We start from the raw sequence: 24,888 nt of genomic DNA on the forward strand, positions 1-24,888 counted from the left end.
CGGCAGCTTAGCCGTTAATGGATTGACCGCCTGATTGTTGATCCACACTTCATAGTGCAAATGCGGGCCGGTAGAGCGTCCGGTATTACCCGACAACGCAATGCGATCTCCCCGCTTCACTTTCTGTCCAGGTTTCACCAGCACTTTGCTCAGGTGCATATAACGGGTCATATACTGACGACCATGGCGAATGGCCACATAGTTACCGGCAGCACCGCCATTTTTAGCCATCACCACTTCACCGTCGCCCACGGCCAGCACTGGAGTACCAATCGGCAGGGCAAAATCGACACCTTTGTGTGGCGCGATACGCCCCGTCACCGGGTTAAGTCGGCGTGGGTTGAAGTTGGATGAGACGCGATACTGCTTCACGGTAGGGAAACGCATAAAGCCACGAGCAAGGCCGGAGCCGTTACGATCGTAGAATTTGCCGTCTTCCGCGCGGAAAGCGTAATAATCTTTGCCGCCAGTGCGCAGGCGCACACCCAGCAACTGGCTCTGCGCGCTTTTGCCATCCAGCATTTCGCGGGACATCAGCACGCTAAAATCATCACCGGCACGCAGTTTGCGGAAATCCATCTGCCACTGCATGGCTTTAATGACGTTGCTGGTTTCGGCGCTGGTCAATCCGGCACGCTGCGCGCTGGCACCAAAGCTGCCGCGCACTTCGCCTTTCAACACGCTGTTTTGCCATTCACCCTTTTGCATCTCCTGCTGCATCTTAAAGCTGCCATTCGGCTGACGCGTATAGGTGCGAGTTTCACGGCGATCCACTTCCCAGGTGAAGTCTTGCAGCTGTCCGTCTGCATCCAGTGTCCAGCTTAGTTGCTGGCCGACACGCAGATTACGGAAGTCTTTGTCGCTGCTCACCAGCGCATTGATATCACCGAGATCGATACCATACTGATTGAGCGCGCTGCTTAACGTATCACCCGACGAAACGGTGTAATCGTGCTGATTCGGGTTATCCGGCACATCTTTATCGATGTCATCCGTGGGGATGTCTTCTTCCGGCTCTGCCGTGGTTTGATCAATCGGCTCACTGGATTCAGGCAGTAACGTACGCAGTTCGTTTTTGTCCAGCGTGATGTCTTTCACAATGGGCGCAACGTCATGGGGATGATAAACATAGGGCCGCCAGACAGCGACGGCCAATGTCACAACAGTTAATGTACCCAACATAACGCGGTGGGGACGCGGCAAATTATTAAATGCGAGGGCGACAGAGCGGGCTATCTGCTGCACTTTTACCTATTCCTCTATGCTCCATTCAGGCAGCTCGCATACTGGCTCGACAACTGTGAGAGGAATTTCACATAGCTGTCTTTGGTTAAGCTGATTCCCATGCCCAGCGGATCAAGGGTGCCTTTACGCACGTTGGTTCCGCGAGACACGGCATCGATGACGGCCGGCCTGAATTGTGGTTCAGCGAAAACGCATACGGCTTTCTGCTCAACCAACTGTGTTCGTATTTGATGTAAACGCTGGGCACCGGGTTGGATCTCAGGGTTGACGGTAAAATGTCCGGTGGGGGACAAACCGTAGTGTTTTTCAAAGTAGCTGTAAGCATCGTGAAAAACGAAATAACCTTTGTTCTTAACCGGGGCAAGCTGCGCGCCAATGTGCTTGTCAGCATCCGCTAATCCTGCCTCAAATTGCTGCAGGTTCGCGTCAAGTTTGGCTCTGCTTTGCGGCATAAGTTCCAATAATTTTCCATGGATTGCAACCGCAGATTGCCTCGCTATCTCTGGGGACATCCACAGGTGCATATTAAACTCCCCGTGATGGTGGTGATCATCAGACGCGTCTTGGTCTGCAGACTTTTCTGCACCATGGTCATGATCGTGACCATGCTCATGTTCTTCCTCCTCTTCACCCCCCCGGATCAGCAGCGGTTTCACCCCAGGCATCGCGGCAATTTCCAGGTTTTTAGCCGCCGGTAACTCCGCCGCAGACTTGGTGAGGAACGCCTCCATTTCAGGACCGACCCAGACGACTAAGTCCGCGTTTTTAATACGTTTTACATCCGAAGGACGCAAGGCATAATCATGCTCTGAAGCACCATCTGGCAGCAACACTTCAACCGGTGTGACGCCATCCGCAATGGCAGCGGCAATAAACCCCAGAGGTTTAATCGAAGCGACGACAGCAGACTGTGCTGGCAGTGCAAAAGCGGCAACCATTGCCGCAGCAGGAAGAGTAAAAACAAGGCGCTGCTTAATGTGTAACATAATGCGTCATTCCATCGTGACCCGTAGATGGAATGTGATATTATAACATCCGAAATTCAATGCAACCCGTAAATACTATGTCGTCACTTGTTACACTTGAAAACATTTCAGTGAAGTTCTCTCAGCGTCCCGTGCTGGCAGGCATTAGCCTGTCACTGGAACCGGGAAAAATCCTCACGCTGCTTGGGCCAAATGGCGCAGGTAAATCGACGCTGGTGCGCACGGTACTGGGTTTGCTGACCCCCACCAGCGGTACAGTTAAACGCACGCCCGGTTTACGCATCGGCTATGTGCCGCAGAAACTGCATATCGACCCCACCCTACCGATCACCGTTGAGCGTTTTATGCGCCTGACGCGTGGCAGCCAACGGGATGCGATCATGCCTGCGTTAAAACGCGTTCAGGCGGGTCATCTGTTGCAGGCACCCCTGCAAAAGCTTTCTGGTGGTGAAACACAGCGCGTGTTGCTGGCCCGTGCCCTGCTCAACCAGCCGCAACTCCTGGTGTTGGATGAGCCCACACAGGGCGTTGACGTCAACGGTCAGGTTGCGCTCTACGATCTAATCGATCAGCTACGTGGTGAACTCAACTGCGGCGTGCTGATGGTCTCACATGACCTGCATCTGGTGATGGCGAAAACGGACGAAGTGTTGTGCCTCAACCATCACATCTGCTGTTCCGGCACGCCGGAAGCGGTGTCGCAGCATCCCGAGTTTATTGCCATGTTCGGCCCACGCGGCGCGCAGCAGTTGGCTATCTATCGCCATAACCACAATCACCGTCACGATCTACAAGGACGTATTGTTCTGCGCAAAGGAAAGGGTTCCTGATGATTGAACTGTTATTACCCGGCTGGCTCGGTGGTGTTTTGCTGGCGCTGGCGGCGGGACCGTTAGGCTCATTCGTGGTCTGGCGTCGCATGTCCTATTTCGGCGATACCCTGGCACATGCCTCTCTGCTGGGTGTGGCATTTGGCCTGCTGCTGAATGTGAATCCCTATTACGCCGTCATTCTGGTGACCGTTTGCCTGGCTTTGGGACTGGTATGGCTGGAGCGTCGTCCGCATCTGGCCATTGACACCCTGCTCGGCATCATGGCGCACAGTGCGCTATCACTGGGCCTGGTGGTGGTCAGCCTGATGCAAGGCGTGCGCGTCGATTTGATGGCGTATCTGTTTGGTGATTTACTGGCAGTCACACCTGATGATTTGTGGATGATGGGCGGCGGCGTCGCGATTGTGTTAGCGGTGATGGCTTGGCAGTGGCGTTCACTGTTATCCATGACCATCAGCCCCGAACTGGCGCAGGTTGATGGTGTGAATATTCAACGCACGCGCTTGATGCTGATGCTGGTAACGGCGTTGACCATTGGTGTGGCGATGAAATTTGTCGGTGCGCTGATCATCACCTCACTGCTGATTATCCCCGCCGCGACCGCGCGCCGTTTTTCACGTTCACCCGAGCAGATGGCGGGCTTTGCGGTGCTGATTGGCATTTTGGCTGTGACGGGGGGATTAACTTTCTCCGCCACCTATGACACGCCTGCAGGCCCGTCGGTGGTGCTGTGTGCCGCCGTGCTGTTCATCCTGAGCATGGCAAAAAAACCGGCGGCATAGCGCCACCGGTTAGGTTTACTCTTCGCGGGTGATACCGAAATGCTTGTAAGCATGCTGCGTGGCCAGACGGCCGCGCGGTGTGCGCTGAATGAAACCCTGCTGAATCAGGAAGGGTTCAATGACATCCTCAATGGTTTCCCGCTCTTCACCAATCGCCGCCGCCAAGTTGTCCAGTCCCACCGGTCCACCGGAGAATTTATCGATAATGGCCAGCAGCAGTTTGCGGTCCATGTAATCAAAGCCCTGATTATCGACATTCAGCATATCGAGCGCACTCGCGGAGACTTCCCCACTCATGTTGCCGTTGGCGCGCACTTCCGCATAGTCACGTACACGCCGCAACAGACGGTTTGCAATACGTGGTGTGCCACGCGCACGACGCGCCACTTCCAGTGCCCCTTCTTCACTTAACGACAGGCCCAGGCAAGCCGCGCTACGGCTGACGATGTGTTGCAGATCTGGCACGTTATAGAACTCAAGACGCTGCACAATGCCGAAGCGGTCACGCAGCGGCGAAGTCAGTGAACCGGCACGCGTGGTCGCGCCAATCAAGGTAAACGGCGGCAGATCGAGTTTGATGGAACGCGCCGCTGGACCTTCACCGATCATGATATCCAGCTGATAATCTTCCATCGCCGGGTAAAGCACCTCTTCCACCACTGGCGACAGACGGTGAATCTCATCGATAAACAGTACGTCGTGCGGCTCAAGGTTGGTCAGCATGGCCGCCAGATCGCCCGCCTTCTCCAACACCGGCCCAGAGGTGGTGCGCAGGTTAACCCCCATCTCGTTGGCGACAATGTTTGCCAGCGTGGTTTTACCCAGCCCAGGCGGGCCAAAAATCAACAGATGGTCAAGGGCATCACCACGCAGTTTCGCCGCCTGGATGAAAATCTCCATCTGCTCACGCACCTGCGGCTGACCGACGTATTCCGTCAGCAGTTTAGGGCGAATGGCGCGGTCGAGGCTCTCTTCTTCGTTTAAAGGGACACCCGAAACCAGGCGATCGGCTTCAATCATGCATTACCTCAAATAGCTGCGCGCAGGGCTTCACGAATCAGGGTTTCACAGTCCGCATCAGGTTTGCCTACTTTGCTGATCATGCGGCTGGCTTCCTGCGGTTTATAGCCCAGTGCCACCAGTGCTGCAACTGCTTCAGCTTCCGCATCATTGCTCTGTGGCGCTTCGGATGGGGTGGTCAACGTAAAGGTTGAGTCACTGCCGAACAGATCGCCGTGCATGCCTTTAAAGCGATCTTTCATCTCAACTACCAGGCGCTCGGCGGTTTTCTTGCCCACGCCCGGCAGCTTGATCAGTGATGCAATCTCTTCACGTTCCACGGCGGTGACAAACTGCTGTGCGGACATCCCGGACAGGATAGCCAGCGCCAGCTTCGGCCCGACGCCGTTCACTTTCACTAATTCACGGAACAGTGCACGCTCCTGCTTATTGTTGAAACCAAACAGCAGTTGCGCATCTTCACGCACCACAAACTGGGTGAAGATAATCGCTTCCTGGTTGATGTCCGGCAGCTCATAGAAGCAGGTCATTGGCATATGTACTTCATAACCGACACCGTGCGCCTCAATTAACACCAGCGGCGGCTGTTTTTCCAGAATGTTGCCTCGTAGACGACCAATCACCTGAGCAGTTCCTTATATAAGTCGATTCATACCCTAAATATTTACCCTGACAGCACCGCGGCAACCAAGCGAACCCCGACTTGCTTGCTGTGTTAAGCGATTCGGGTGAACGAGGGCAGACAACGCATCAGTCAGTGCAACATGACGGGTATTTATAACATAAAAAAGGCTGGATCAATATCCAGCCTTCATCTCTGTCGCCTTTATCAACCCGACCGTAATCGACCGCGCGTCATCACCAGTTTTGTATCACTCAACCGCGAGGCGTTCTGGCTGAGATGGCAATGGGTAATCGCGATAGCTAACGCATCAGCGGCATCCGCTTGCGGATTAGCAGGGAGTTTCAGCAAGGTACGCACCATATGCTGCACCTGGCTTTTCTCTGCCCCACCGGTACCGGTGACCGTTTGCTTGACCTGCCTTGCGGCATATTCAAACACGGGCAAATCGAGGTTCACAGCGGCTACGATAGCGGCACCACGCGCCTGTCCCAGCTTCAACGCGGAGTCGGCATTCTTCGCCATGAAGACTTGCTCAATAGCGAAATAATCCGGTGAGAATTGGGTGATGATTTCACTCACCCCGGCGTAAATGAGCTTGAGGCGAGATGGCAGGTCGGTGACATTGGTACGGATGCAGCCGCTGCCCAGATAACTGAGCTGGCGGCCCACCTGACGAATCACACCGTAACCGGTGACGCGCGAACCGGGGTCAATCCCGAGAATGATCGCCACTACGCGCCTCCGGCTGTTGGGTTAGTGGATAACGCCATTACAGCGTTTCCGCGACCTCATCAGAAATTTCACCGTTGTGGTAAACTTCCTGCACATCGTCGCAATCTTCCAGCATGTCGATCAGACGCAGCAGTTTCGGTGCAGTTTCGGCATCCATTTCTGCTTTGGTCGAAGGAATCATTGAGACTTCTGCGGTATCGGCTTTCAGGCCACCGGCTTCCAGTGCATCACGCACGGCACCCAACTCTTCCCAGGCCGTAAAGACATCAATCGCGCCATCGTCGTAGCTGACCACGTCTTCTGCACCGGCTTCTAATGCCGCTTCCATCACTGCATCTTCATCCTGACCCGGCGCAAAGGAGATCACACCCTTTTTGCTGAACAGGTAAGAAACAGAACCATCGGTACCGAGATTTCCGCCGGTTTTGGTGAAAGCATGGCGCACTTCACCCACGGTACGGTTACGGTTGTCACTCAGGCACTCAATCATCACGGCTGAGCCGCCAGGACCGTAACCTTCATAGATGATGGTTTCCATGTTGGAATCATCTTCACCGCCCACTCCGCGTGCAATCGCACGGTTCATGGTGTCACGCGTCATGTTGTTGGACAGGGCTTTGTCCATTGCTGCGCGCAGACGCGGGTTAGAGCCGGCATCGCCGCCGCCCAGTTTCGCTGCGGTCACCAGTTCACGAATGATTTTGGTGAAGATTTTGCCGCGCTTAGCGTCCTGCGCCGCCTTGCGGTGCTTGGTGTTCGCCCACTTACTGTGTCCAGCCATCTTTACTGTTTCTCCGATCTTTAACAGGGTGCAGGCTATCTCACTTGCAATCTTGTTCCCCGGCAGTGCTCGCAATCCTCACGTACAAGAGTACGCTCCGGTTGCTGTGCGCTGGCGGTGAACAACCTTGCTGCGACGATAACGCCTGACTGTTCAATATTGGGGGCGTATAACTGACAATGTGTGTCGATTACGCCCATCTATTCAATTTAGCGGTGCGAGATGGATGTCTGGCACCGGATTTTAGTACGAAGGAAATACGCTTCGTCGAATTTGTGGAATCTACCTTAATCGCCGCCAAAAAAACGCGCGGCGGCGGGCATTCAGGTAAATTCTTCGATTGCCTGGCGGTTACTCCAGGACTTGGTTAAGGCTGCGGCAGCGGCGGGGTCCAGCCAGCGGGCGGCGAGGTGTTCGGTGAGCAGCAAATCGCGCTCCTGCGGCAGTGCCAGCCGGAACCAGTGTTCACGGTTATGGGTGGTGCCTGGCGCATAGCGATGGCGATAGTGCGGGAAGATTTCAAACTCAATGTGTTTGTGACAATCATCCAGCACCAGCTGTTCACCGACTACGTCGATACCGAGCTCTTCTGTTACCTCTCGTTGTGCGGCCTGACGCGGGGTTTCACCCGCCTCAAGGCTGCCCGTGACGGATTGCCAAAAGCTGGCATCGTCACGTCGCTGCAGCATTAACACCCGGCCGGTATCTCGCGCAAAAATCACCACCAGCACCGAAACCGGGTATTTATAGCCCATTACTTGTTCTCTGACTTTTCTTTCTTCGGTGCCACCAAAATGCCCAAATCCAGCAGCGCTGCCGGGTTGGCTTCACTTGGTGCTTCGGTCATCAGACACGCAGCTGCGGTGGTTTTCGGGAACGCGATAACATCACGGATGTTGTCGGTGCCGGTTAGCAACATAGTCAGACGATCCAGACCAAACGCCAGGCCCGCATGCGGTGGAGTACCGTACTTCAGTGCGTCCAGCAGGAAGCCAAACTTCTCGCGCTGCTCTTCTTCGGTGATGCCGAGGATGCTGAACACCGTCTGCTGCATTTTACCGTTATGGATACGCACTGAACCGCCACCCACTTCGTAACCGTTAATCACCATATCGTAGGCATTCGCTACCGCCTGGGTTGGGTCTTCTGCCAACTGCTCAGCCGTCAGTTCTTTCGGTGAAGTGAACGGATGGTGCATCGCCGCCAGACCGCCCTCTTCGTCCGCTTCGAACATCGGGAAGTCGATCACCCACAGCGGGGCCCACGCTTTCTCATCGGTGATTTGCAGATCGCGACCCACTTTCAGACGCAGTGCGCCCAGCGCATCCGCCACCACTTTGGCACGGTCAGCGCCGAAGAAGATCAGGTCACCATCTTGTGCAGCAGTGCGGCTCAGGATCGCTTCAACGATTTCCGGGGTAAGGAATTTCGCCACCGGGCTCTGTACACCCTCGAAGCCGTTCGCACGCTCGTTGATCTTCATCCACGCCAAACCTTTAGCGCCGTAGATCTCAACAAACTTGCCGTATTCATCAATCTGCTTACGGGTCAGCGCCGCGCCGCCTGGCACACGCAGGGCAGCAACACGGCCTTTAGGATCGTTAGCCGGGCCCGCGAACACCTGGAATTCGACGCTTTTCAACAGGTCAGCCACGTCCACCAGTTCCATTGGGTTACGCAGGTCTGGTTTGTCGGAGCCGTAACGGTTCATCGCTTCGGCGAAAGTCATCTGTGGGAAGTCACCGAGGTCCACGCCTTTCACATCAATCCACAGTTCGCGGATCAGACGCTCCATCTTTTCACGCACCTGCTCGGCGGTCATGAAAGAGGTTTCTACGTCGATCTGGGTGAATTCCGGCTGACGGTCAGCACGCAGGTCTTCGTCACGGAAGCACTTCACGATCTGGTAGTAGCGGTCAAAGCCGGACATCATCAACAACTGTTTAAACAGCTGTGGAGACTGCGGCAATGCGTAGAACTTACCTTTGTGCACACGGCTCGGTACCAGATAGTCACGTGCGCCTTCTGGCGTGGCTTTGGTCAGCATCGGCGTTTCGATATCGAGGAAGCCCTCGTTATCCATAAAGCGGCGCACGAAGCTGGTGATTTTCGCACGGATTTTCAGACGCTGCGCCATTTCCGGACGACGCAGGTCCAGATAGCGATAGGTCAGGCGCGCTTCTTCGCTGTTGGTCTGGTTGGAGTCCAGCGGCAGGGGTTCAGCACGGTTAATAATGTTCAGTTCATGGGCGAAGACTTCAACATCACCGGTCGCCATATCGCTGTTGCGGTTTTTTTCTTCACGTGCACGCACGGTGCCGGTGATCTGGATACAGAATTCGTTGCGCAGCTCAGATGCCAGCTGGAAAGCTTCCTGACGATCGGCGTCGAAGAATACCTGAGCGATACCTCCACGGTCGCGCATATCGATAAAAATCAGGCTGCCCAGATCGCGACGGCGATTAACCCAGCCGCAGAGAGTGACTTGCTGACCCACGTGGGACAGATTGAGCTGTCCGCAATATTCTGTACGCATAACGTATCCTTTTAACTTCGCCGCTGCTGCCAGACAACATCAGGCCGCGTAACCTTCTGAGATGCTGTCGCAAAAAAGGCGGCTATTATAATGGAAAAACCCAGGCAGGATAAGTAGAGCCAGATCAAAGCGAATAAATGATCGGCAATTATCGTCGCTGTTTTTCCTGCCAACAGAGAAACAGGTTACATTACGCCACACATTCCCGCACACAAAGGATTCAGGAGCACCGGTTTGACACTTCGTATTGGGTTACCGCAATGGCAGCATCCGCGCTGGAAAATGTTCGGGCTGGAAACGCTCGCCGATTACGCCCAGCTGTTTGACTGTGTTGAAGGCAACACCACGCTCTACGCTTTACCGACGCCAGAAGTGGTGATGCGTTGGCGCGACATGACGCACGATGATTTTCGCTTTTGCTTTAAATTTCCCAAAAGCATCAGCCATACCGCCGCGCTGCGAAACTGTGACGACCTGCTCAACGAGTTCTTCCGCTTGCTCGACCCGCTCAGCCAGCGTATTGGCCAGTACTGGCTGCAACTGCCCGCCACTTTTTCACCGGCCCAGTTGCCAGACTTATGGGGATTTTTAGACAGTTTGCCCCGCAACTTTTGTTACGGCGTGGAAGTGCGCCACGAGCAGTTTTTCGCCAAAGGCGATGCGGAACGCGCTTTCAATCGCGGCCTGCTGGAACGTGGCGTTAATCGCGTGATCCTCGATAGCCGCCCGGTGCACGCCTCCACCTCGCAAACCGCTGCCGCCGTAGATGCCCGGGCGAAAAAGCCGCGCGTGCCGCCTCACGCAGTGCGTAGCGGGTCGCAGCCGATGGTGCGCTTTATCGGCAGCGACAGCGTAGAAGAGAGTCTGCCGTTGTTTGCGCCTTGGCGGAAAAAGCTGGCGGAGTGGCAGCATGACAGCGATCCCATGCTGTTTATTCATACGCCGGATATGGGCGAGGTGTTTCCGCTACTGCAGGCGCTGTGGCCACAGTTGCTGCAACTGGAACCCTCATTGCGCAATCTGCCTGACTGGCCGCAACAATCGAGTCTGTTCTAAACTCAAAGCGGGTGCAGCCTGCGGCAGTTTCTGCCAGAATAGCGCCCTTTCCGTTTTCTCTCCGGACCTTTCATTATGTCTGACCGCGATACGCTATTTTCCGCACCTATCGACAAGCTGGGTGACTGGACCTTTGACGAGCGCGTGGCTGAAGTCTTTCCCGATATGATTCAGCGCTCGGTGCCGGGCTATTCCAATATCATTTCGATGATTGGCATGCTGGCAGAACGCTTTGTGCAGCCCAACAGCCAGGTTTACGATTTGGGTTGCTCGTTGGGTGCCGCCACGCTCTCCGTCCGCCGCAACATTCATGTGCCGGGCTGCCAGATTATTGCCGTGGATAATTCACCGGCGATGGTTGAGCGTTGCCGCCGCCACATCGATGCCTTCCGCGCGGATACGCCGGTGCAGGTGATCGAAGCGGATATTCAGGATATCCATATCGAGAATGCTTCGATGGTAGTACTGAACTTCACGCTGCAATTCCTTGAGCCACCTGCCCGTCTTGAGCTGCTGAAGAAAATCGCGCAGGGCCTGAACCCCGGCGGCGCGCTGGTGTTGTCAGAAAAATTCAGCTTTGAAGATACCGACGTTGGCGAACTGCTGTTTAACATGCATCACGACTTCAAACGTGCCAATGGTTATAGCGAATTAGAGATCAGCCAGAAGCGCAGCATGCTGGAAAACGTGATGTTGACGGACAGCGTCGAAGCCCATAAAGCGCGGCTGAAAACGGCCGGTTTCGCCCATGCTGAGTTGTGGTTCCAGTGCTTTAACTTTGGTTCTTTGGTAGCGTTGAAATGATTGATTTTGGCCGTTTTTATCAGCAAATCGCCACGGGGCCACTCGCCAGCTGGCTTGAAGTCTTGCCTGCACAAGTTGCAGCGTGGCAACGCGAAAACCTGCACGGGAAATTCCGTGACTGGGAGAAGTCAGTCGAGTATTTACCTCTCCTGACGCCACAAAAGCTGGATTTGCTGGATAGCGTCAGTGCGCAAGCTGACAACCTCAGCGATCGTCAGCGTCTGGGTATTGAGAATCTGCTGCGCAATTTAATGCCGTGGCGCAAAGGGCCGTATTCCCTGTATGGCACTGAGATCGATACCGAATGGCGCTCCGACTGGAAATGGGATCGTGTATTGCCGCACATCTCTCCCCTGACGCATCGTACCGTGTTGGATGTCGGCTGCGGCAGCGGCTATCACATGTGGCGCATGATCGGTGCAGGCGCAAAACTGGTGGTCGGTATCGACCCGATGCAACTGTTCCTGTGCCAGTTCGAAGCCGTGCGTAAACTGCTGGGCGACGATCGCCGCGCGCATCTGTTACCGCTTGGCATTGAGCAACTGCCTGCGCTGCAAGCTTTTGATACGGTGTTCTCGATGGGCGTGCTGTATCACCGCCGTTCACCGCTCGATCATCTGCTGCAGCTGAAAAATCAGTTGGTGAGTGACGGCGAACTGGTGCTGGAAACCCTGGTGGTTGAAGGGGACGAAAACACTGTGTTGGTGCCGGGTGAACGCTATGCGCAAATGCGTAACGTCTACTTCATTCCCTCTGCTGCCGCCTTAAAAGGCTGGCTGGAGAAGTGTGGTTTTGTTGATGTGCGCATTGCCGATTACGCCGTGACTTCCGTGGAAGAGCAGCGCCGCACGCCATGGATGACCAGCGAATCACTGGCCGAGTTCCTTGATCCTAATGACAGCAGCAAAACGGTAGAAGGTTACCCAGCACCGCTGCGTGCGGTACTGGTGGCACGCAAGCCTTAGTGCTTATCGCCGCGACAGCGCCAGCTTCGCGGCGAAACCGATAAACACGCAGCCGGTCAAACGATCCATCACTTTCAATACCGCCGGACGGCGCAAATGCGCAGCAAAATACTGGCTGCCGCCGATCAGCACCGCATTCCACACCAGGCCAATTGCCATATGCGTCAACGCCATCAAGGTACACCACAGCGGCACTGACGCACCGGCCGGAATGAACTGCGGCAGGAAGGTGACATAAAATACGCCGACTTTCGGATTCAGCAGGTTACCGAATAATCCACGAGAGAAGCAGGCGACATAGCTTTGCGCTTTTGTCTGTACACCCTGACCCTCTTCCGCCTGGGTACGCGGATTAAGCAGCAGTTTGACCCCGAGGTAGAGCAAATAAGCTGCGCCGACCCACTTCAGCAGGTTATAGGCCATTTCAGATGCCAGCAGCAGCGCGCCTAAACCTAAGCCCACCGCCACGCCCCACACCAGACAACCCAGTGTTACGCCAAAAGCCGTCGCAGAAGCACGTTTCCCACCCTGGGCGGCGGCAGAACGCAGCACCAGCGCGGTGTCAAAACCCGGTGTCAGAGTCAGAATAGTGATCGCAAACAGAAAAGATAAAATCAGTGTCATGGCCTGCTCCTTGTTTGTGCGCCGCTATCTTAACGCTCACGTAACATATTGACGATAATTACCTTCCGTCAGTAATTGATAATAATTCTCAACTTGCCAGTTATGGTTAAATCTTCGTCATCTAACTGTGTCACCTTAGCAGCAACTGCTTTTCTCACATCAAGGAGTTGTCGCTATGAGTAAATTCATTTTTTCTTCTCCGCGTAAGTATGTTCAGGGTGCCGGTGTACTGGATGAGTTGGGAACCTATGTTGCTGAACTCGGGCAGCATGCGTTTCTGGTGGCTGACGATATCGTCTGGAATTTGATTGGTGAGCGCACGCAGAAAACGTTGCAGGCGGCAGGGATTGAATTCAGCCGCCAGCCGTTTAACGGTGAAGCCTCCAGCAATGAGATCAACCGCTTAACGCAGCTGGCAAAATCACAGGGCAGCAATGTGGTGGTCGGCCTTGGCGGCGGTAAAACCCTGGATACCGTCAAAGCGATTGCCGATGAGCTGAAACAGCCTGTTGCGATTGTACCCACCGTGGCCTCAACCGATGCGCCTTGCAGCGCGTTGTCGGTGATCTACTCGGACAGTGGTGTGTTTGAAAGCTATCGTTTTTACAGTAAAAACCCTGACCTGGTGTTAGTTGATACCGCAGTCTGCGCATCTGCGCCTGCCCGCCTGTTTGCATCTGGCATTGCAGATGGTCTGGCAACCTGGGTGGAAGCACAAGCGGTGCTGCGCTCTCATGCCAAGTCGATGGTGAATGGTGATCCGACTATCGCCGGGACTGCCATTGCACGTGCCTGCGAAGAGACGCTGCTGACGTGGGGATTCAGCGCCTACACCGCAGTGAGCGAAAAGCGCGTCACGCCAGCGGTAGAAGCCGTAGTGGAAGCGAACACCCTGCTCTCTGGTTTAGGTTTTGAAAACGCCGGTCTGGCCGGTGCCCATGCGATTCACAATGGGTTTACCGCCATTGATGGCGATATCCATCATCTGACCCATGGCGAGAAAGTGGCATACGGCACGCTGACGCAGATGGTACTGGAACAGCGCCCTGACGAAGAGATTGCGCGTTACATTCGCTTCTATCGCGCGATCAAGATGCCGACCACGCTGAAGGAGCTGCACCTGGAGAATGAATCCTGGGAGAATCTGGTGCGTGTTGGGGCGTTGGCGAACAGTGAGGGCGATACCCTGAAAAACCTCAATCCAAACCTGTCAGCCGAAGATATTGCCAACGCAATTGTGGCGGTGGATGCATTTAGTCAAACCGTGCAATAACATCGCGCGATGATCGCGCCGCTACAGAGTGTATACGCCGTAGCGGCGCCATCTCTGCATCAGTCCCCGTCATCCGCCATTGCCGGTGGTCGATCCCAATACTGATACTTGTAAGCCGAACTCAAATGGCGCTCGATGGTGCCCTTGGCAAACACTTCGGTTTCATGCAGGTAACTCAGCGTGCAATTACCTACTTCGTCCCACAGTTGGCATTCGTCAACCGAGTGCAAGGTACTCACCGGCGTAGTGGATAAGCCATTGAGCCGCATTTCACGCCATTGGTTATCGTAGCTGTAAGTATCTTTGCTGCGCGCGCTGGAGGATGACGTCACCAGCCCTTGCGGATTCCAGTGCCAGGTGTTTTCACCATTAGTGGACGCATCACTGCCCCGCGCCACGCTTTTCTCCAGCCGGAAATGTTTGTCATAACGGTAGGTAGTATCGCTAAAACCGTCTTTACCCATGCTGGTGAATTTATCTGAAGAACTGACAATGTTGCCATGCTGCCCCATTTGCCAACTGATGGTGCCCTGACGGTTATCCACCACTTCCTCTTTTCCGGCTTTGATCACTTTCACCAGATAGGCATATTCTGCGACCCAACCACGCTGCACGCGGGCAATGTGCTGCTCCATGGTCAGCACCACATTGCCTTCGTTTTTATCGTAGGTAATGTCTGCCACCATTAAATCCCCACACTGGTCAAACTGTCCCAGCACCCTTTTTTGCGAATCAACGTCTTTGCCGAACTCACCTGCCACCACCTGACGCACCGCGCCTTTGGCATCACCGCCCAGCATGATCCAGTTATTGCTGCTGGTGATGTTTTTGCTGAATGGCGGACAGGCCGTACTCGCCGCCAGCGCAACGCCGGATACAGGAAACAGCAGCACTAAAACAGCACAAGAGAAGGATTTCATGAGGATTTATCCGTAGCAGCCATGAACTAATCAAAGCATCTTTTTGCGTAACGCGCTATCAACGGCCGAACGACAGATAAAAAGAACCCCAGCAAGAAGCTCTGGGGTTTGGTACTTGCAAACATCACGTCCTGGGTATGGCGTGCTGCGCGGCAAAAACGGTTTTTTAATCAGGCGACACGAACAGCGGTCATTTCCATCATGCTTTTCATCGCTTCAACCACATCGCCATCGACACAAGTTCGACTAAATTCATCAGTTTCCGCTTCGGAGCACATTGAGACACCGGCTTTACGGTAGCGCATCGGTGAAGCGACTAAACGGCTGGCGGAGCTGTGGACTTCCTGCAGACCACTATCGATAAACTTCTGCAAATTGCTTAAACGGACGCCCGCACCGGCCATAATAATTGGACCCGTACTCAGTTCATTTAGTTCCCGCAATAATGCAATTCCTGTCTCGGCGCTTTGCTGCTGACCGGAGGTCAAGATCCGGGCAATGCCTAAATCAGCCAGCACTTCTAACGATTTTTTTGGGCTGTGGCACAAATCAAAAGCACGGTGGAACGTCACCGCCATACCGTCACACAGCGCCATAATTTGTCGCATACGCGCGATATCAACATGCGCATCTTCATCCAGCATGCCAATCACCACACCGGGAAATCCGAGTTCACGCATCAGCGCAACATCGGATTTCATCACCTCAAACTCCTGCGTGGTGTAACAAAAATCGCCGCCACGTGGGCGAACAATCGGGTGAACCGGTATCGTCAGTTCACGTTGTGCGGCTTCCAGCACGCCAGCCGACGGCGTCAACCCGCCTTCACGTGGTGCGCTACACAGCTCCACGCGATCGGCACCGGACTGCTGTGCAGTCATTGCACAGTCGATGCCGTAGCAACAAATTTCCAGTTTCGTCATACCTTGCTCCTTTTCATGACTTCTGGCTCGGGAGGATGGCTTCAGTTAGTCTGCTTAGTGGGATAGTTTACGTGGAAACCTCACTATGGCATTCGATTTTGATCAATGGATAGACCGTCGTCACAGCGATAGTTTGAAATGGCACAAATATGGCGATCGCGATGTACTGCCTTTATGGGTCGCCGATACCGATTTTCGCTCACCGCCGTGCATTATTGAGGCCATTAAAAAGCGCGCCGATCATGGTGTTTTCGGCTACGGTGCCACGCCAAGTGGTTTGATTGATATCACCGTTTCACGTTTAGCACAGCGCTACAACTGGCATATTCAACCGGATTGGATTGTTATGCTACCCGGCGTGGTCAGCGGTCTTAACCTTTCGGTCCGCGCATTTACGGAAACTGGGCAGCGTACGGTGGCCCCCACGCCCATCTACCCCCCGTTTCGCGCGGCATCAAAGCTGGCCAACCGCGAGCAAATTAATTTGCCGATGCGGTTATTGAGTGGGCGCTGGGTCATGGACCTCGATGCTGCCGCTTTGCAAGGCGATGAACGACTGCTGATGCTGTGTAATCCGCAAAATCCAGGCGGCACCGTATATCGCCGGGATGAACTGGAGGCACAGCTGGTGTTTGCCCAACAACATGACCTCATCGTCTGCTCTGACGAAATCCACTGCGATTTGATCCTCTCGCCCGACGCACAGCACATTCCGTTCGCCGCCTTAAGCGAGGATGCGGCTCAGCGCAGCATCACGCTAATCTCACCGTCAAAAACCTTCAATATCGCCGGACTGGGTACCTCAATGGCGATAATCCCTAACCCGGAGTTGCGTAAACGCTTTAAACAGGTACGTGAGGGGATTGTGCCAGGGGTAGATATTCTTGCTCTGGTGGCGGCTGAGGCGGCATGGCGTGAGGGCGATGAGTGGCTTAATGCACAAATCCACTATCTGCGCGCCAATCGCGACTGGCTGGTGAGCGAAATCAATGCCACGCCCGAGCTCACCATGAGCACACCCGAAGCAACCTATCTTGGCTGGATTGATGCCAGCCAGTTAAATGTTGCCAGCCCTGCGCTCTACTTCGAAAAACACGGCCTGGGCTTTTCACCCGGTCGCGATTTTGGCGATGACCACTTCGTACGCTTCAACTTTGGCTGCACGCGTGCGCTGCTGGAACAAGCGGTCGCGCGTTTACAGCAGGCGCTGAACGCACGTCGTTAATTTTGCTCACTGGCGACGATCTCTTCCAGTCGCCACGGGTGAAATTTAATGGTGGTTTGCCCATCCGTCACTGCCAGTGTCGGATTGGGTAAACGTTCATTGTCACCTTTCGGCGCGCTGGTTTTGAACGAAATGCCGGGTTGCGTCAGCGCATCATCGGACAGCAACGCCATCGCGCGCATACCCAAGGTTTCGGGTTCTCCGCGCAAGACGATCTCCACATGCTCCCAACCTTCGTGGCGATAAAGTTTCTCACCCGGCCAGGGTAATTCAATGACATCGATTTGCCATCCCGCCAGCGTCAAAGGTTGATGTAATTTGAATAAACAGATTGGGCGACCATTGATCATCGCCTCTGAAAACTGGCTACCGATTTGCAGTAATCCCGCCTTCCAGCGCTCGGCTGTCGCAAACTGGTGACAACGCACCGCAAGGTGATCGGCTTCGTGTTGCGTGAGTTCGAGCCCTAATCGCGCTGAAAATTGCTGTAACGCCTGTTCAAAACGCATTAAGTCTTGTTCTAAATCACTCAGTTCCGAAGGGAAAATCATCTTAATACTCCTAAAACGTCGATATTAGTTCAGTTATTTTAATCAATTATAAAATGGGGCCGCCAAAGATTACGCTTGACAAAATCGTCGGATTCCTCCGATTTCACTACGTAAATGGCCTAAAACCGCATTAATAGCCCACTCGATTAGGATTAATCGCCCAAACAGGTCCAGAAGTTACTTTATGAAAGTGGCTTAACTTCCTGTTAATATTAACGATAATTAATACAATGAGATAACTCTTATTTCAGTTGCAAACAATTGCAGCTTGATACCCTTTCTTATAAATTTGTGTTTCACAACTTCAAGGAATGGCTCTATGTCTATGCTCATTGTTGTCGCGGTCCTGATTGCATTGATGGGATTTGCAATTTCCCGCCACTGGAAGGTGCGTGAAGACAAAAGCGTTAAAAATCCTCGTCGTCACCCGCGCCGCCGTTAATCGGCGCGCGGGCTGATGTTGCCCGCCCTTGTGCATGCGAAAAGCTGACGCACCTTAACATTTCACGTATACTTCCCCTCTTATTTTTCCGTCCCGCCGTGTCGTTGCGGGATGAAGGCATCGGCTCACCGCACGTGGTGGGCCTTTTCAGCATATGAAGGTAACGCGGTGAATATTCAGGCTCTTCTTTCCGATAAAGTCGGTCAGGCAATGGTAGCGGCGGGTGCACCTGCTGATTGCGAACCCCAGGTTCGTCAGTCCGCGAAAGTGCAGTTCGGCGATTATCAGGCGAACGGTATCATGGCTGTGGCGAAAAAGCTCGGTCAGGCACCGCGCCAGCTGGCTGAACAGGTGATTCAGCATCTGGATCTCGCCGGCATCGCCAGCAAAGTCGAAATCGCCGGCCCCGGCTTCATCAATATTTTCCTCGATCGCCAATGGCTGGCGGCGCAAGCCGCGCAGGCACTACAATTGCCGCGCCTGGGTTTGAGCAGTCTCGAACCGCAAACCATCGTGATTGACTACTCGGCACCTAATGTGGCTAAGCAAATGCACGTTGGTCATGTCCGCTCAACCATCATTGGTGACGCAGCGGTGCGTACGCTGGAGTTCCTGGGTCACAAGGTGATCCGCGCTAACCACGTCGGTGACTGGGGTACCCAGTTCGGTATGCTGATTGCGTATCTGGAAAAGCAGCAAAACGAACATCATGAAGATATCGCCCTGGCTGATCTCGAAGAATTTTACCGCGAAGCCAAAGTGACCTATGACGCCGATGAGGCCTTCGCCGAACGTGCTCGTGGATACGTGGTGAAGCTGCAAGGCGGCGACGAGTACTGCCGCAGCATGTGGAAGAAGCTGGTCGATATCACCATGAGTCAGAATCAGGAAGTCTATGACCGCCTGAACGTGACGCTGACCCGCAAAGACGTGATGGGTGAAAGCCTGTACAACGACATGCTGCCGGGCATCGTCAGTGACCTGCGTGAAAAAGGTTTGGCGGTGACCAGCGAAGGCGCAACCGTGGTATTCCTTGATGAGTTTAAAAACAAGGAAGGCGAACCGATGGGCGTGATCATCCAGAAAAAGGATGGCGGCTATCTCTACACTACCACAGACATTGCCTGCGCCAAGTATCGCTATGAAACCCTGCATGCTGACCGCGTGCTCTACTACATCGACTCACGCCAACATCAACACTTGCAACAGGCCTGGACCATCGTGCGTAAAGCCGGTTATGTGCCAGAGTCGGTGCCACTTGAGCACCACGCGTTTGGCATGATGCTAGGCAAAGATGGTCGTCCGTTTAAAACCCGCAGTGGCGGCACCATCAAGCTGGCCGACTTGCTGGATGAAGCGGTAGAGCGTGCGCACGCGTTGGTGAGTGAGAAGAACCCAGAGATGTCAGCGCAAGAGCTGAAAGATCTGGCGGAAGTGGTCGGTATTGGCGCAGTGAAATATGCCGATCTGTCAAAAAGCCGCACCACTGATTACATCTTCGACTGGGACAACATGCTGGCGTTTGAGGGCAACACCGCGCCTTACATGCAGTATGCCTACACCCGCGTGCTTTCCGTGTTCCGTAAAGCCGGTATCGACGCTGAGACACTGAGTGGCGACATCGTGTTAACCGAAGATCGTGAAGCGCAACTGGCTACCCGTCTGCTGCAGTTTGAAGAAGTGATTACTCAGGTCGCTCGCGATGGGACGCCGCACGTGATGTGTGCTTACCTGTACGATCTGGCTGGCCTGTTCTCCGGCTTCTACGAACACTGCCCGATTCTCTCTGCCGAGGATGAACAAGTGCGTAACAGCCGTCTGCAGCTGGCCGCGCTGACGGCTAAGACGCTGAAGCAAGGTCTGGATACGCTGGGGATTAAAACCGTCGAGCGTATGTAAGAACCACCCGCTATACGAATGGCGCAACGCTAACCTGTGATGCGCCATTCGGTCGCCATAAATGGCGCCCCTACAAGAACGGATACGTCTTTTCGTAGGGTGCGCATTTATGCGCACTAAACCTACCTGTAATTCACCGTCACTTCACTGCTTATCACCCGCAAGCCCGGGGGCAACGCGCCCTTCCCCTGAAAACCAAACGCCAAATGCAAGGTTTCCTCAGCTGAGATGTTTGCTAAACCACGCGTACTGCCGCTACCGCCCTCAATCTCCACGCAACGCTGTGTGGTACACAACCGCACGATCATCCCGGAAGGCGCGGGACGGCTGAGCTGATAACGCCAGTTCACGACTGTAATAGTGCCCGGTGCAGCAGAGGGTGCCTTCAAAGCCGGCGTCATTAGCCAGTTACCGCGCACGCCAATACTCGGACCACTGGCGCTGTCGCTCCATGCACCCGTAGCGGCATCGGCATACAGTGGCAGCGCCACCATCGGTAACATCATTAATGTCCAACACCAGCGACGCATGGATTACTTACCTCCGATGGTGGCGGTCATACGGATTTGACGATTATCGGTCAGTTCCATATTCGACAGCACCACCAGCTGCGGCAGATTACGGCGCAGGAAGCGCGCCAGCAGCGCACGCAGCGGATGGTTAACCAGCAGCACCGGCGGTGCACCGGTCATCTCCTGCTGCTGCAATGCACCCTGTGCTTGTACCAGCAAGCGGTCTGCCAGGCCCGGTTCCAGACCACCACCGCCCTGCAATGCTTGCAGGAGCAGACGTTCTAAAGTGGCGTCGAGACCAATCACCTGAACTTCGCCGTTGCCAGGGAACCATTGCTGAGTAATCGCGCGGCCCAGGGCGACACGTACCACACTGGTCAGCTCCTGCGGGTCGGTTTGCACCGGAGCATGCTCTGCCAGCGTTTCGATAATGGTACGCATATCGCGAATCGAAACGCGTTCGATCAACAGGTTCTGCAATACCTTGTGCAGCGTGGTCAGGGTAATCACGCCCGGCACCAGATCTTCTGTCAGCTTTGGCATCTCCTGCGTGACGCGATCCAACAGCTGTTGAGCTTCCTGACGACCAAACAACTCGCTGGCATACTGACCAATCAGGTGGTTCAGGTGAGTCGCCACCACGGTACTGGCCTCTACCACGGTAAAGCCCTGAATCTGTGCCTGCTCTTTCAGTGCGCTGTCGATCCAGATAGCCGCCAGACCAAAGGCTGGATCGACGGTCGGTTCACCCGGCAACGAACCTGCTGCGGTGCCCGGGTTAATGGCCATCCAACGCCCCGGATAAGCATCACCACTGCCAATTTCCACCCCTTTCATCAGGATGCGATATCGCGCAGGGGGCAGCTCCATGTTGTCGCGGATATGCACCACCGGCGGCAGGAATCCCACCTCTTGCGCCACTTTTTTACGAATACTGCGGATGCGCCCCAGCAGTTCACCATTTTGCAGGTGATCGACCATCGGGATCAGGCGGTAACCCACTTCGAGACCCAATGAATCTTCCAACTGGACATCGGTCCATGACGCTTCCACTGTGGCTGGCGTCTCCTGGGTTTTCACCAGGCTTGAGGTTTCAGGCGCTTTCTTCGGCTTCATCTCACGTCCACGCAGCCACCAGGCAAGACCCAGCAGTGCCGCAGTAAACAGCAGGAAGACAAAGTTCGGCATTCCCGGTACCAGGCCGAGCAAACCGATAACCCCGCCACTCAGCATCAATACCCGAGGATTGTTGAACAACTGGGTAACCATCTGCTCGCCAACATCCTGATCGGTGCTGACGCGCGTCACAATGACACCCGCAGCGGTGGAGATCACCAGCGCCGGGATCTGTGCCACTAAGCCGTCACCGATGGTCAACAGGGTATAAGTTTCACCTGCGTGACCGAGGTCCATACCGTGTTGCACCACGCCCACCAACAGACCGCCGATGACGTTGATCACCATGATCAAAATTCCGGCGATGGCATCACCACGAACAAATTTACTCGCACCGTCCATCGAGCCGTAGAAGTCAGCTTCCTGCGTCACTTCCGAACGACGACGCTTAGCCTCTTCTTCACCGATCAAACCGGCGTTCAGGTCAGCATCGATCGCCATCTGCTTACCTGGCATCCCGTCGAGCACGAAACGGGCGCCTACTTCGGCGATACGTCCGGCACCCTTGGTGATAACCATAAAGTTGATGATAACGAGGATGATGAACACCACGATACCGATGGCAAAGTTACCGCCTACCAGGAAGTGACCAAAGGCCTCTACCACGCGGCCCGCTGCGTCAGCACCGGTGTGACCATCCAGCAGGATGATACGCGTTGACGCCACGTTCAGCGCCAGGCGCAGTAAGGTGGAGAACAGCAGAATGGTGGGAAACGCGGCGAAATCCAGCGTGCGCTGCGTAAACATCGCCACCAGCAGCACCATGATCGACAGGGCAATGTTAAAGGTGAACAACAGGTCGAGAATGAATGCCGGTAACGGCAGCACCATCATCGACAGGATCAGCATGATCAACACCGGCCCTGCCAGCACCTGCCACTGCGTGTCTTTAAAATTGCCCGGTAAACGCAGCTTTTCGGCCAGATTAGCCATCGTTTCTGTTCTCTCCTGCAAAGTCCATGTCTGCCGGAACCGGCAGCTGTTTTGGTTTGGTTGGGATCAGGCCGCCTTCACGCTTCCAGCGCCGCAGTTGCCATACCCACGCCAGCACCTCCGCCACCGCAGCATAGAGCGCGCCGGGGATGAACTGACCAATCTCTGTGTGTCGATAGAGCGCACGTGCCAACGGCGGTGCTTCAAGGATCGGGACGCGGTGCTCTTTTGCCAGCTCACGTATTTTCAGGGCAATATCACCGGCCCCTTTGGCAATCACCTTAGGCGCGCTCATCTTGCCTTCCTGATACTGCAGCGCCACCGAGTAGTGCGTTGGGTTGGTAACAATCACATCCGCTTTCGGCACATCCGCCATCATGCGACGTCGCGCGGCTGCACGCATCGCCTGACGAATACGCCCTTTCACGTGCGGGTCACCTTCGTTCTGCTTATGTTCGTCTCGGATTTCCTGACGCGACATTTTCAACTTTTTGAAGTGGCTGTAGAGCTGCCAGAACACGTCGAAACCCACCATCGGAACCAGGCCCAGCATGATCAGCGCGCAGCTGATGGCCATCATGCTTAAACCGTGGTGCAGCGCGTTGACCGGGGATTCACTGATCAAGCGCAGCATCTCTTGCCAGTGTGACCAGATGTACCAGCCTGCCACCAGCCCCACCAATACTGCTTTCAAAATCGCCTTTAACAGCTCGGCCCAGGTTTGCGAGGAGACCATGCGTTTCAATCCGCTAAGAGGATTGAGCTTATTGAAATCCAGCTTGATAGATTTGCCACTGATGTTGATGCCGCCGAGTAGCATCGGTGCTGCAATCGCGACAATCACCAAGCCCGCCATCAAAGGCAGCAAAGCCATCACTGCCTGACCAATCAGGTTGCTGATGTGCGCGATGATCATTTTGTCATCGGTGACCATGGCGTGGTCAAAACGAAACCCGGTGGCCAGCATACTGGCCAGCTGCTCCGCCATATGGGTGCCACCCAGCCACAGGATCAGCAAGCCCGCCAGCAACATCAACACCGATGTTAACTCGCGCGATCGCGGAATCTGTCCCTCTTCGCGCGCCTTTTCTAGTCGGTGCGCCGTGGGCGATTCTGTTTTGTCCTCGTCGCTCTCTTCAGCCACGACATACCTCAGCTGGCAGGAATTCTGAGCATAGGATGCCAAAACCCGCCGTGGCTAAAGCGTGGATTAAGAGGGAGAAATGCGAGTTTATTGGGCCATAAGTGAAATTGCGCTGCAGTGCTCGCGATAAAACCGCACCACCTCTCCCACCAACAGCAGTGCCGGAGATTGTGCCTGTTCGCGGACAATGGTTGCCGACAAGTCCGCCAGCGTTGTCACCATCACACGTTGATCGATGCGCGTGCCATTTTCGATGATTGCCACTGGCGTATCGGCAGCGCGGCCCTGTGCCAGCAGTTGTGCGCTGATGCTGGCGCTCCACTTCAGCCCCATGTAGAACACTAAGGTCTGATTGCTGGCGGCTAAACTGGCGTCTTCCAGTTGAGGTTCGCCGCTCCTGCCATGCCCGGTGATTAACCGCAGCGATTGCGCGCAGTCGCGATGGGTAAGTGGAATGCCGCTGGCCGCAGCACAGCCTGCTGCAGCGGTAATCCCTGGCACAACCTGACAGGTAATACCCGCTTGCTGGAGAAACAACATCTCTTCGCCACCGCGTCCGAAGATAAAGGGATCGCCTCCCTTCAGCCTCACCACCAAGCGACCACTCGCGGCTAAATCTGCCAGCAACTGATTGATCTGCGCCTGCTTCAGCCCATGGCTGCCCGGCTTTTTACCGACATCAATAGCCAGCGTACTGTGTGGGACTTCGGCCATAATCTCATCGCTGACCAGCCGGTCAAATACCACCACATCAGCAGATTTGATTAACCGTAGCGCTTTAAGCGTCAGCAACTCGACATCCCCCGGCCCTGCCCCCACCAACCAGACACAGCCCTGAACAGTTTCGCTTCCCTGCGGATTGAGCAACTTATCAAGAGAGCTTATCGCCTGTGTCATCACA

Annotated in this window: 25 protein-coding genes; 9 read left to right on the forward strand and 16 right to left on the reverse strand. The window is 54.8% G+C overall.

Annotated features, from left to right (window positions below; translation table 11 throughout):
* Together mepM and znuA are read right to left on the reverse strand one after the other, a co-directional pair.
* Nucleotides 1-1,245: murein DD-endopeptidase MepM (mepM, locus tag PSSD_RS12960; protein WP_058972534.1), on the reverse strand; the 1,245-nt coding region annotated here is incomplete at its 3' end.
* A gap of 14 nt (nucleotides 1,246-1,259) precedes the next feature.
* The gene (gene znuA / locus PSSD_RS12965; RefSeq protein ID WP_058972510.1) at nucleotides 1,260-2,231 is read right to left on the reverse strand and encodes a zinc ABC transporter substrate-binding protein ZnuA; all 972 of its coding nucleotides are present in this window, start codon (nucleotides 2,229-2,231) and stop codon (nucleotides 1,260-1,262) included.
* Between the two features lie 77 nt (nucleotides 2,232-2,308).
* On the opposite strand from znuA, the gene znuC reads away from it, so the two are divergent.
* Both znuC and znuB read left to right on the forward strand, forming a co-directional pair.
* Nucleotides 2,309-3,061, forward strand: a complete 753-nt coding sequence (gene znuC, locus PSSD_RS12970) for a zinc ABC transporter ATP-binding protein ZnuC (RefSeq protein WP_058972511.1) — start codon at nucleotides 2,309-2,311, stop codon at nucleotides 3,059-3,061.
* Nucleotides 3,061-3,846, forward strand: coding sequence for a zinc ABC transporter permease subunit ZnuB (znuB, locus tag PSSD_RS12975; RefSeq protein ID WP_058972512.1), 786 nt, complete (start codon nucleotides 3,061-3,063; stop codon nucleotides 3,844-3,846). The genes znuC and znuB overlap by 1 nt, the downstream gene beginning before the upstream one ends.
* 15 nt (nucleotides 3,847-3,861) lie before the next feature.
* On the opposite strand, the gene ruvB is transcribed toward znuB, so the two are convergent.
* The 6 genes from ruvB to aspS all read right to left on the reverse strand — a co-directional run bounded on the left by ruvB (nucleotide 3,862) and on the right by aspS (nucleotide 9,540).
* Nucleotides 3,862-4,866 carry a Holliday junction branch migration DNA helicase RuvB gene (gene ruvB, locus PSSD_RS12980; protein ID WP_058972513.1) on the reverse strand — a complete coding sequence of 335 codons (1,005 nt, stop codon included), beginning with the start codon at nucleotides 4,864-4,866 and terminating at the stop codon, nucleotides 3,862-3,864.
* An 8-nt stretch (nucleotides 4,867-4,874) separates the two neighbouring features.
* Nucleotides 4,875-5,489: a Holliday junction branch migration protein RuvA gene (ruvA, locus tag PSSD_RS12985; RefSeq protein ID WP_058972514.1), complete on the reverse strand. Its 615-nt coding sequence runs from the start codon at nucleotides 5,487-5,489 to the stop codon at nucleotides 4,875-4,877.
* 206 nt (nucleotides 5,490-5,695) lie between these two features.
* Nucleotides 5,696-6,223 carry a crossover junction endodeoxyribonuclease RuvC gene (gene ruvC / locus PSSD_RS12990; protein ID WP_039335309.1) on the reverse strand — a complete coding sequence of 176 codons (528 nt, stop codon included), beginning with the start codon at nucleotides 6,221-6,223 and terminating at the stop codon, nucleotides 5,696-5,698.
* Nucleotides 6,224-6,260: 37 nt separating this feature from the next.
* Complete coding sequence (locus PSSD_RS12995) at nucleotides 6,261-7,004, reverse strand: YebC/PmpR family DNA-binding transcriptional regulator (RefSeq protein WP_034828649.1); 744 nt, start codon at nucleotides 7,002-7,004, stop codon at nucleotides 6,261-6,263.
* A 323-nt stretch (nucleotides 7,005-7,327) separates the two neighbouring features.
* The gene (gene nudB, locus PSSD_RS13000) at nucleotides 7,328-7,759 is read right to left on the reverse strand and encodes a dihydroneopterin triphosphate diphosphatase (protein ID WP_058972515.1); all 432 of its coding nucleotides are present in this window, start codon (nucleotides 7,757-7,759) and stop codon (nucleotides 7,328-7,330) included.
* Nucleotides 7,759-9,540, reverse strand: a complete 1,782-nt coding sequence (gene aspS, locus PSSD_RS13005) for an aspartate--tRNA ligase (protein ID WP_058972516.1) — start codon at nucleotides 9,538-9,540, stop codon at nucleotides 7,759-7,761. The genes nudB and aspS overlap by 1 nt, the downstream gene beginning before the upstream one ends.
* A gap of 234 nt (nucleotides 9,541-9,774) precedes the next feature.
* Here aspS and PSSD_RS13010 point away from each other — a divergent pair, with 234 nt between their 5' ends.
* From PSSD_RS13010 to cmoB, 3 genes are all read left to right on the forward strand, one after another.
* Nucleotides 9,775-10,596: a DUF72 domain-containing protein gene (locus PSSD_RS13010; RefSeq protein WP_058972517.1), complete on the forward strand. Its 822-nt coding sequence runs from the start codon at nucleotides 9,775-9,777 to the stop codon at nucleotides 10,594-10,596.
* 75 nt (nucleotides 10,597-10,671) lie between these two features.
* Complete coding sequence (cmoA, locus tag PSSD_RS13015; protein WP_058972518.1) at nucleotides 10,672-11,400, forward strand: carboxy-S-adenosyl-L-methionine synthase CmoA; 729 nt, start codon at nucleotides 10,672-10,674, stop codon at nucleotides 11,398-11,400.
* A complete protein-coding gene (gene cmoB, locus PSSD_RS13020) occupies nucleotides 11,397-12,365 on the forward strand; it encodes a tRNA 5-methoxyuridine(34)/uridine 5-oxyacetic acid(34) synthase CmoB (protein ID WP_058972519.1) in 969 nt (322 codons plus the stop codon). Before cmoA ends, cmoB begins: the two co-directional genes overlap by 4 nt.
* Before the next feature lie 3 nt (nucleotides 12,366-12,368).
* Here the strand turns inward: cmoB and PSSD_RS13025 are convergent, their stop codons facing one another.
* Nucleotides 12,369-12,989, reverse strand: a complete 621-nt coding sequence (locus PSSD_RS13025; RefSeq protein ID WP_058972520.1) for a LysE family translocator — start codon at nucleotides 12,987-12,989, stop codon at nucleotides 12,369-12,371.
* 175 nt (nucleotides 12,990-13,164) lie between these two features.
* Here PSSD_RS13025 and PSSD_RS13030 point away from each other — a divergent pair, with 175 nt between their 5' ends.
* Nucleotides 13,165-14,262, forward strand: a complete 1,098-nt coding sequence (locus PSSD_RS13030; protein WP_058972521.1) for a glycerol dehydrogenase — start codon at nucleotides 13,165-13,167, stop codon at nucleotides 14,260-14,262.
* A gap of 59 nt (nucleotides 14,263-14,321) precedes the next feature.
* Here PSSD_RS13030 and PSSD_RS13035 read toward each other — a convergent pair whose 3' ends face one another.
* Together PSSD_RS13035 and cutC are read right to left on the reverse strand one after the other, a co-directional pair.
* On the reverse strand, nucleotides 14,322-15,182 hold the full coding sequence (locus PSSD_RS13035; protein ID WP_058972522.1) for a hypothetical protein: 861 nt from the start codon (nucleotides 15,180-15,182) through the stop codon (nucleotides 14,322-14,324).
* Nucleotides 15,183-15,352: 170 nt separating this feature from the next.
* Complete coding sequence (cutC, locus tag PSSD_RS13040; RefSeq protein ID WP_039335297.1) at nucleotides 15,353-16,105, reverse strand: copper homeostasis protein CutC; 753 nt, start codon at nucleotides 16,103-16,105, stop codon at nucleotides 15,353-15,355.
* A gap of 85 nt (nucleotides 16,106-16,190) precedes the next feature.
* Between cutC and PSSD_RS13045 the strand changes: the two genes are divergently transcribed.
* A complete protein-coding gene (locus PSSD_RS13045; RefSeq protein ID WP_058972523.1) occupies nucleotides 16,191-17,330 on the forward strand; it encodes a MalY/PatB family protein in 1,140 nt (379 codons plus the stop codon).
* Here PSSD_RS13045 and PSSD_RS13050 read toward each other — a convergent pair.
* A complete protein-coding gene (locus PSSD_RS13050; RefSeq protein WP_102136008.1) occupies nucleotides 17,327-17,887 on the reverse strand; it encodes a VOC family protein in 561 nt (186 codons plus the stop codon). The genes PSSD_RS13045 and PSSD_RS13050 overlap by 4 nt on opposite strands.
* A gap of 313 nt (nucleotides 17,888-18,200) precedes the next feature.
* Between PSSD_RS13050 and PSSD_RS28360 the strand changes: the two genes are divergently transcribed.
* Together PSSD_RS28360 and argS are read left to right on the forward strand one after the other, a co-directional pair.
* Entirely contained in the window at nucleotides 18,201-18,323 is a 123-nt protein-coding gene (locus tag PSSD_RS28360) for a hypothetical protein (RefSeq protein WP_007889544.1), read from the forward strand.
* Nucleotides 18,324-18,491: 168 nt separating this feature from the next.
* The gene (gene argS, locus PSSD_RS13055) at nucleotides 18,492-20,222 is read left to right on the forward strand and encodes an arginine--tRNA ligase (RefSeq protein ID WP_058972524.1); all 1,731 of its coding nucleotides are present in this window, start codon (nucleotides 18,492-18,494) and stop codon (nucleotides 20,220-20,222) included.
* A gap of 122 nt (nucleotides 20,223-20,344) precedes the next feature.
* On the opposite strand, the gene flhE is transcribed toward argS, so the two are convergent.
* The 4 genes from flhE to cobA all read right to left on the reverse strand — a co-directional run bounded on the left by flhE (nucleotide 20,345) and on the right by cobA (nucleotide 24,884).
* Nucleotides 20,345-20,752, reverse strand: a complete 408-nt coding sequence (gene flhE / locus PSSD_RS13060; RefSeq protein ID WP_058972525.1) for a flagellar protein FlhE — start codon at nucleotides 20,750-20,752, stop codon at nucleotides 20,345-20,347.
* 3 nt (nucleotides 20,753-20,755) lie between these two features.
* Nucleotides 20,756-22,843 carry a flagellar biosynthesis protein FlhA gene (flhA, locus tag PSSD_RS13065; protein ID WP_039335289.1) on the reverse strand — a complete coding sequence of 696 codons (2,088 nt, stop codon included), beginning with the start codon at nucleotides 22,841-22,843 and terminating at the stop codon, nucleotides 20,756-20,758.
* Nucleotides 22,836-23,987, reverse strand: a complete 1,152-nt coding sequence (gene flhB / locus PSSD_RS13070) for a flagellar biosynthesis protein FlhB (protein WP_039335288.1) — start codon at nucleotides 23,985-23,987, stop codon at nucleotides 22,836-22,838. The genes flhA and flhB overlap by 8 nt, the downstream gene beginning before the upstream one ends.
* Nucleotides 23,988-24,074: 87 nt before the next feature.
* The gene (cobA, locus tag PSSD_RS13075) at nucleotides 24,075-24,884 is read right to left on the reverse strand and encodes a uroporphyrinogen-III C-methyltransferase (RefSeq protein WP_058972526.1); all 810 of its coding nucleotides are present in this window, start codon (nucleotides 24,882-24,884) and stop codon (nucleotides 24,075-24,077) included.
* Between the last annotated feature and the right edge of the window lie 4 nt (nucleotides 24,885-24,888).

This window comes from Type-D symbiont of Plautia stali (assembly GCF_001485335.1).
GTDB classification, from domain to species: Bacteria; Pseudomonadota; Gammaproteobacteria; order Enterobacterales; family Enterobacteriaceae; genus Pantoea; species Pantoea vagans_C.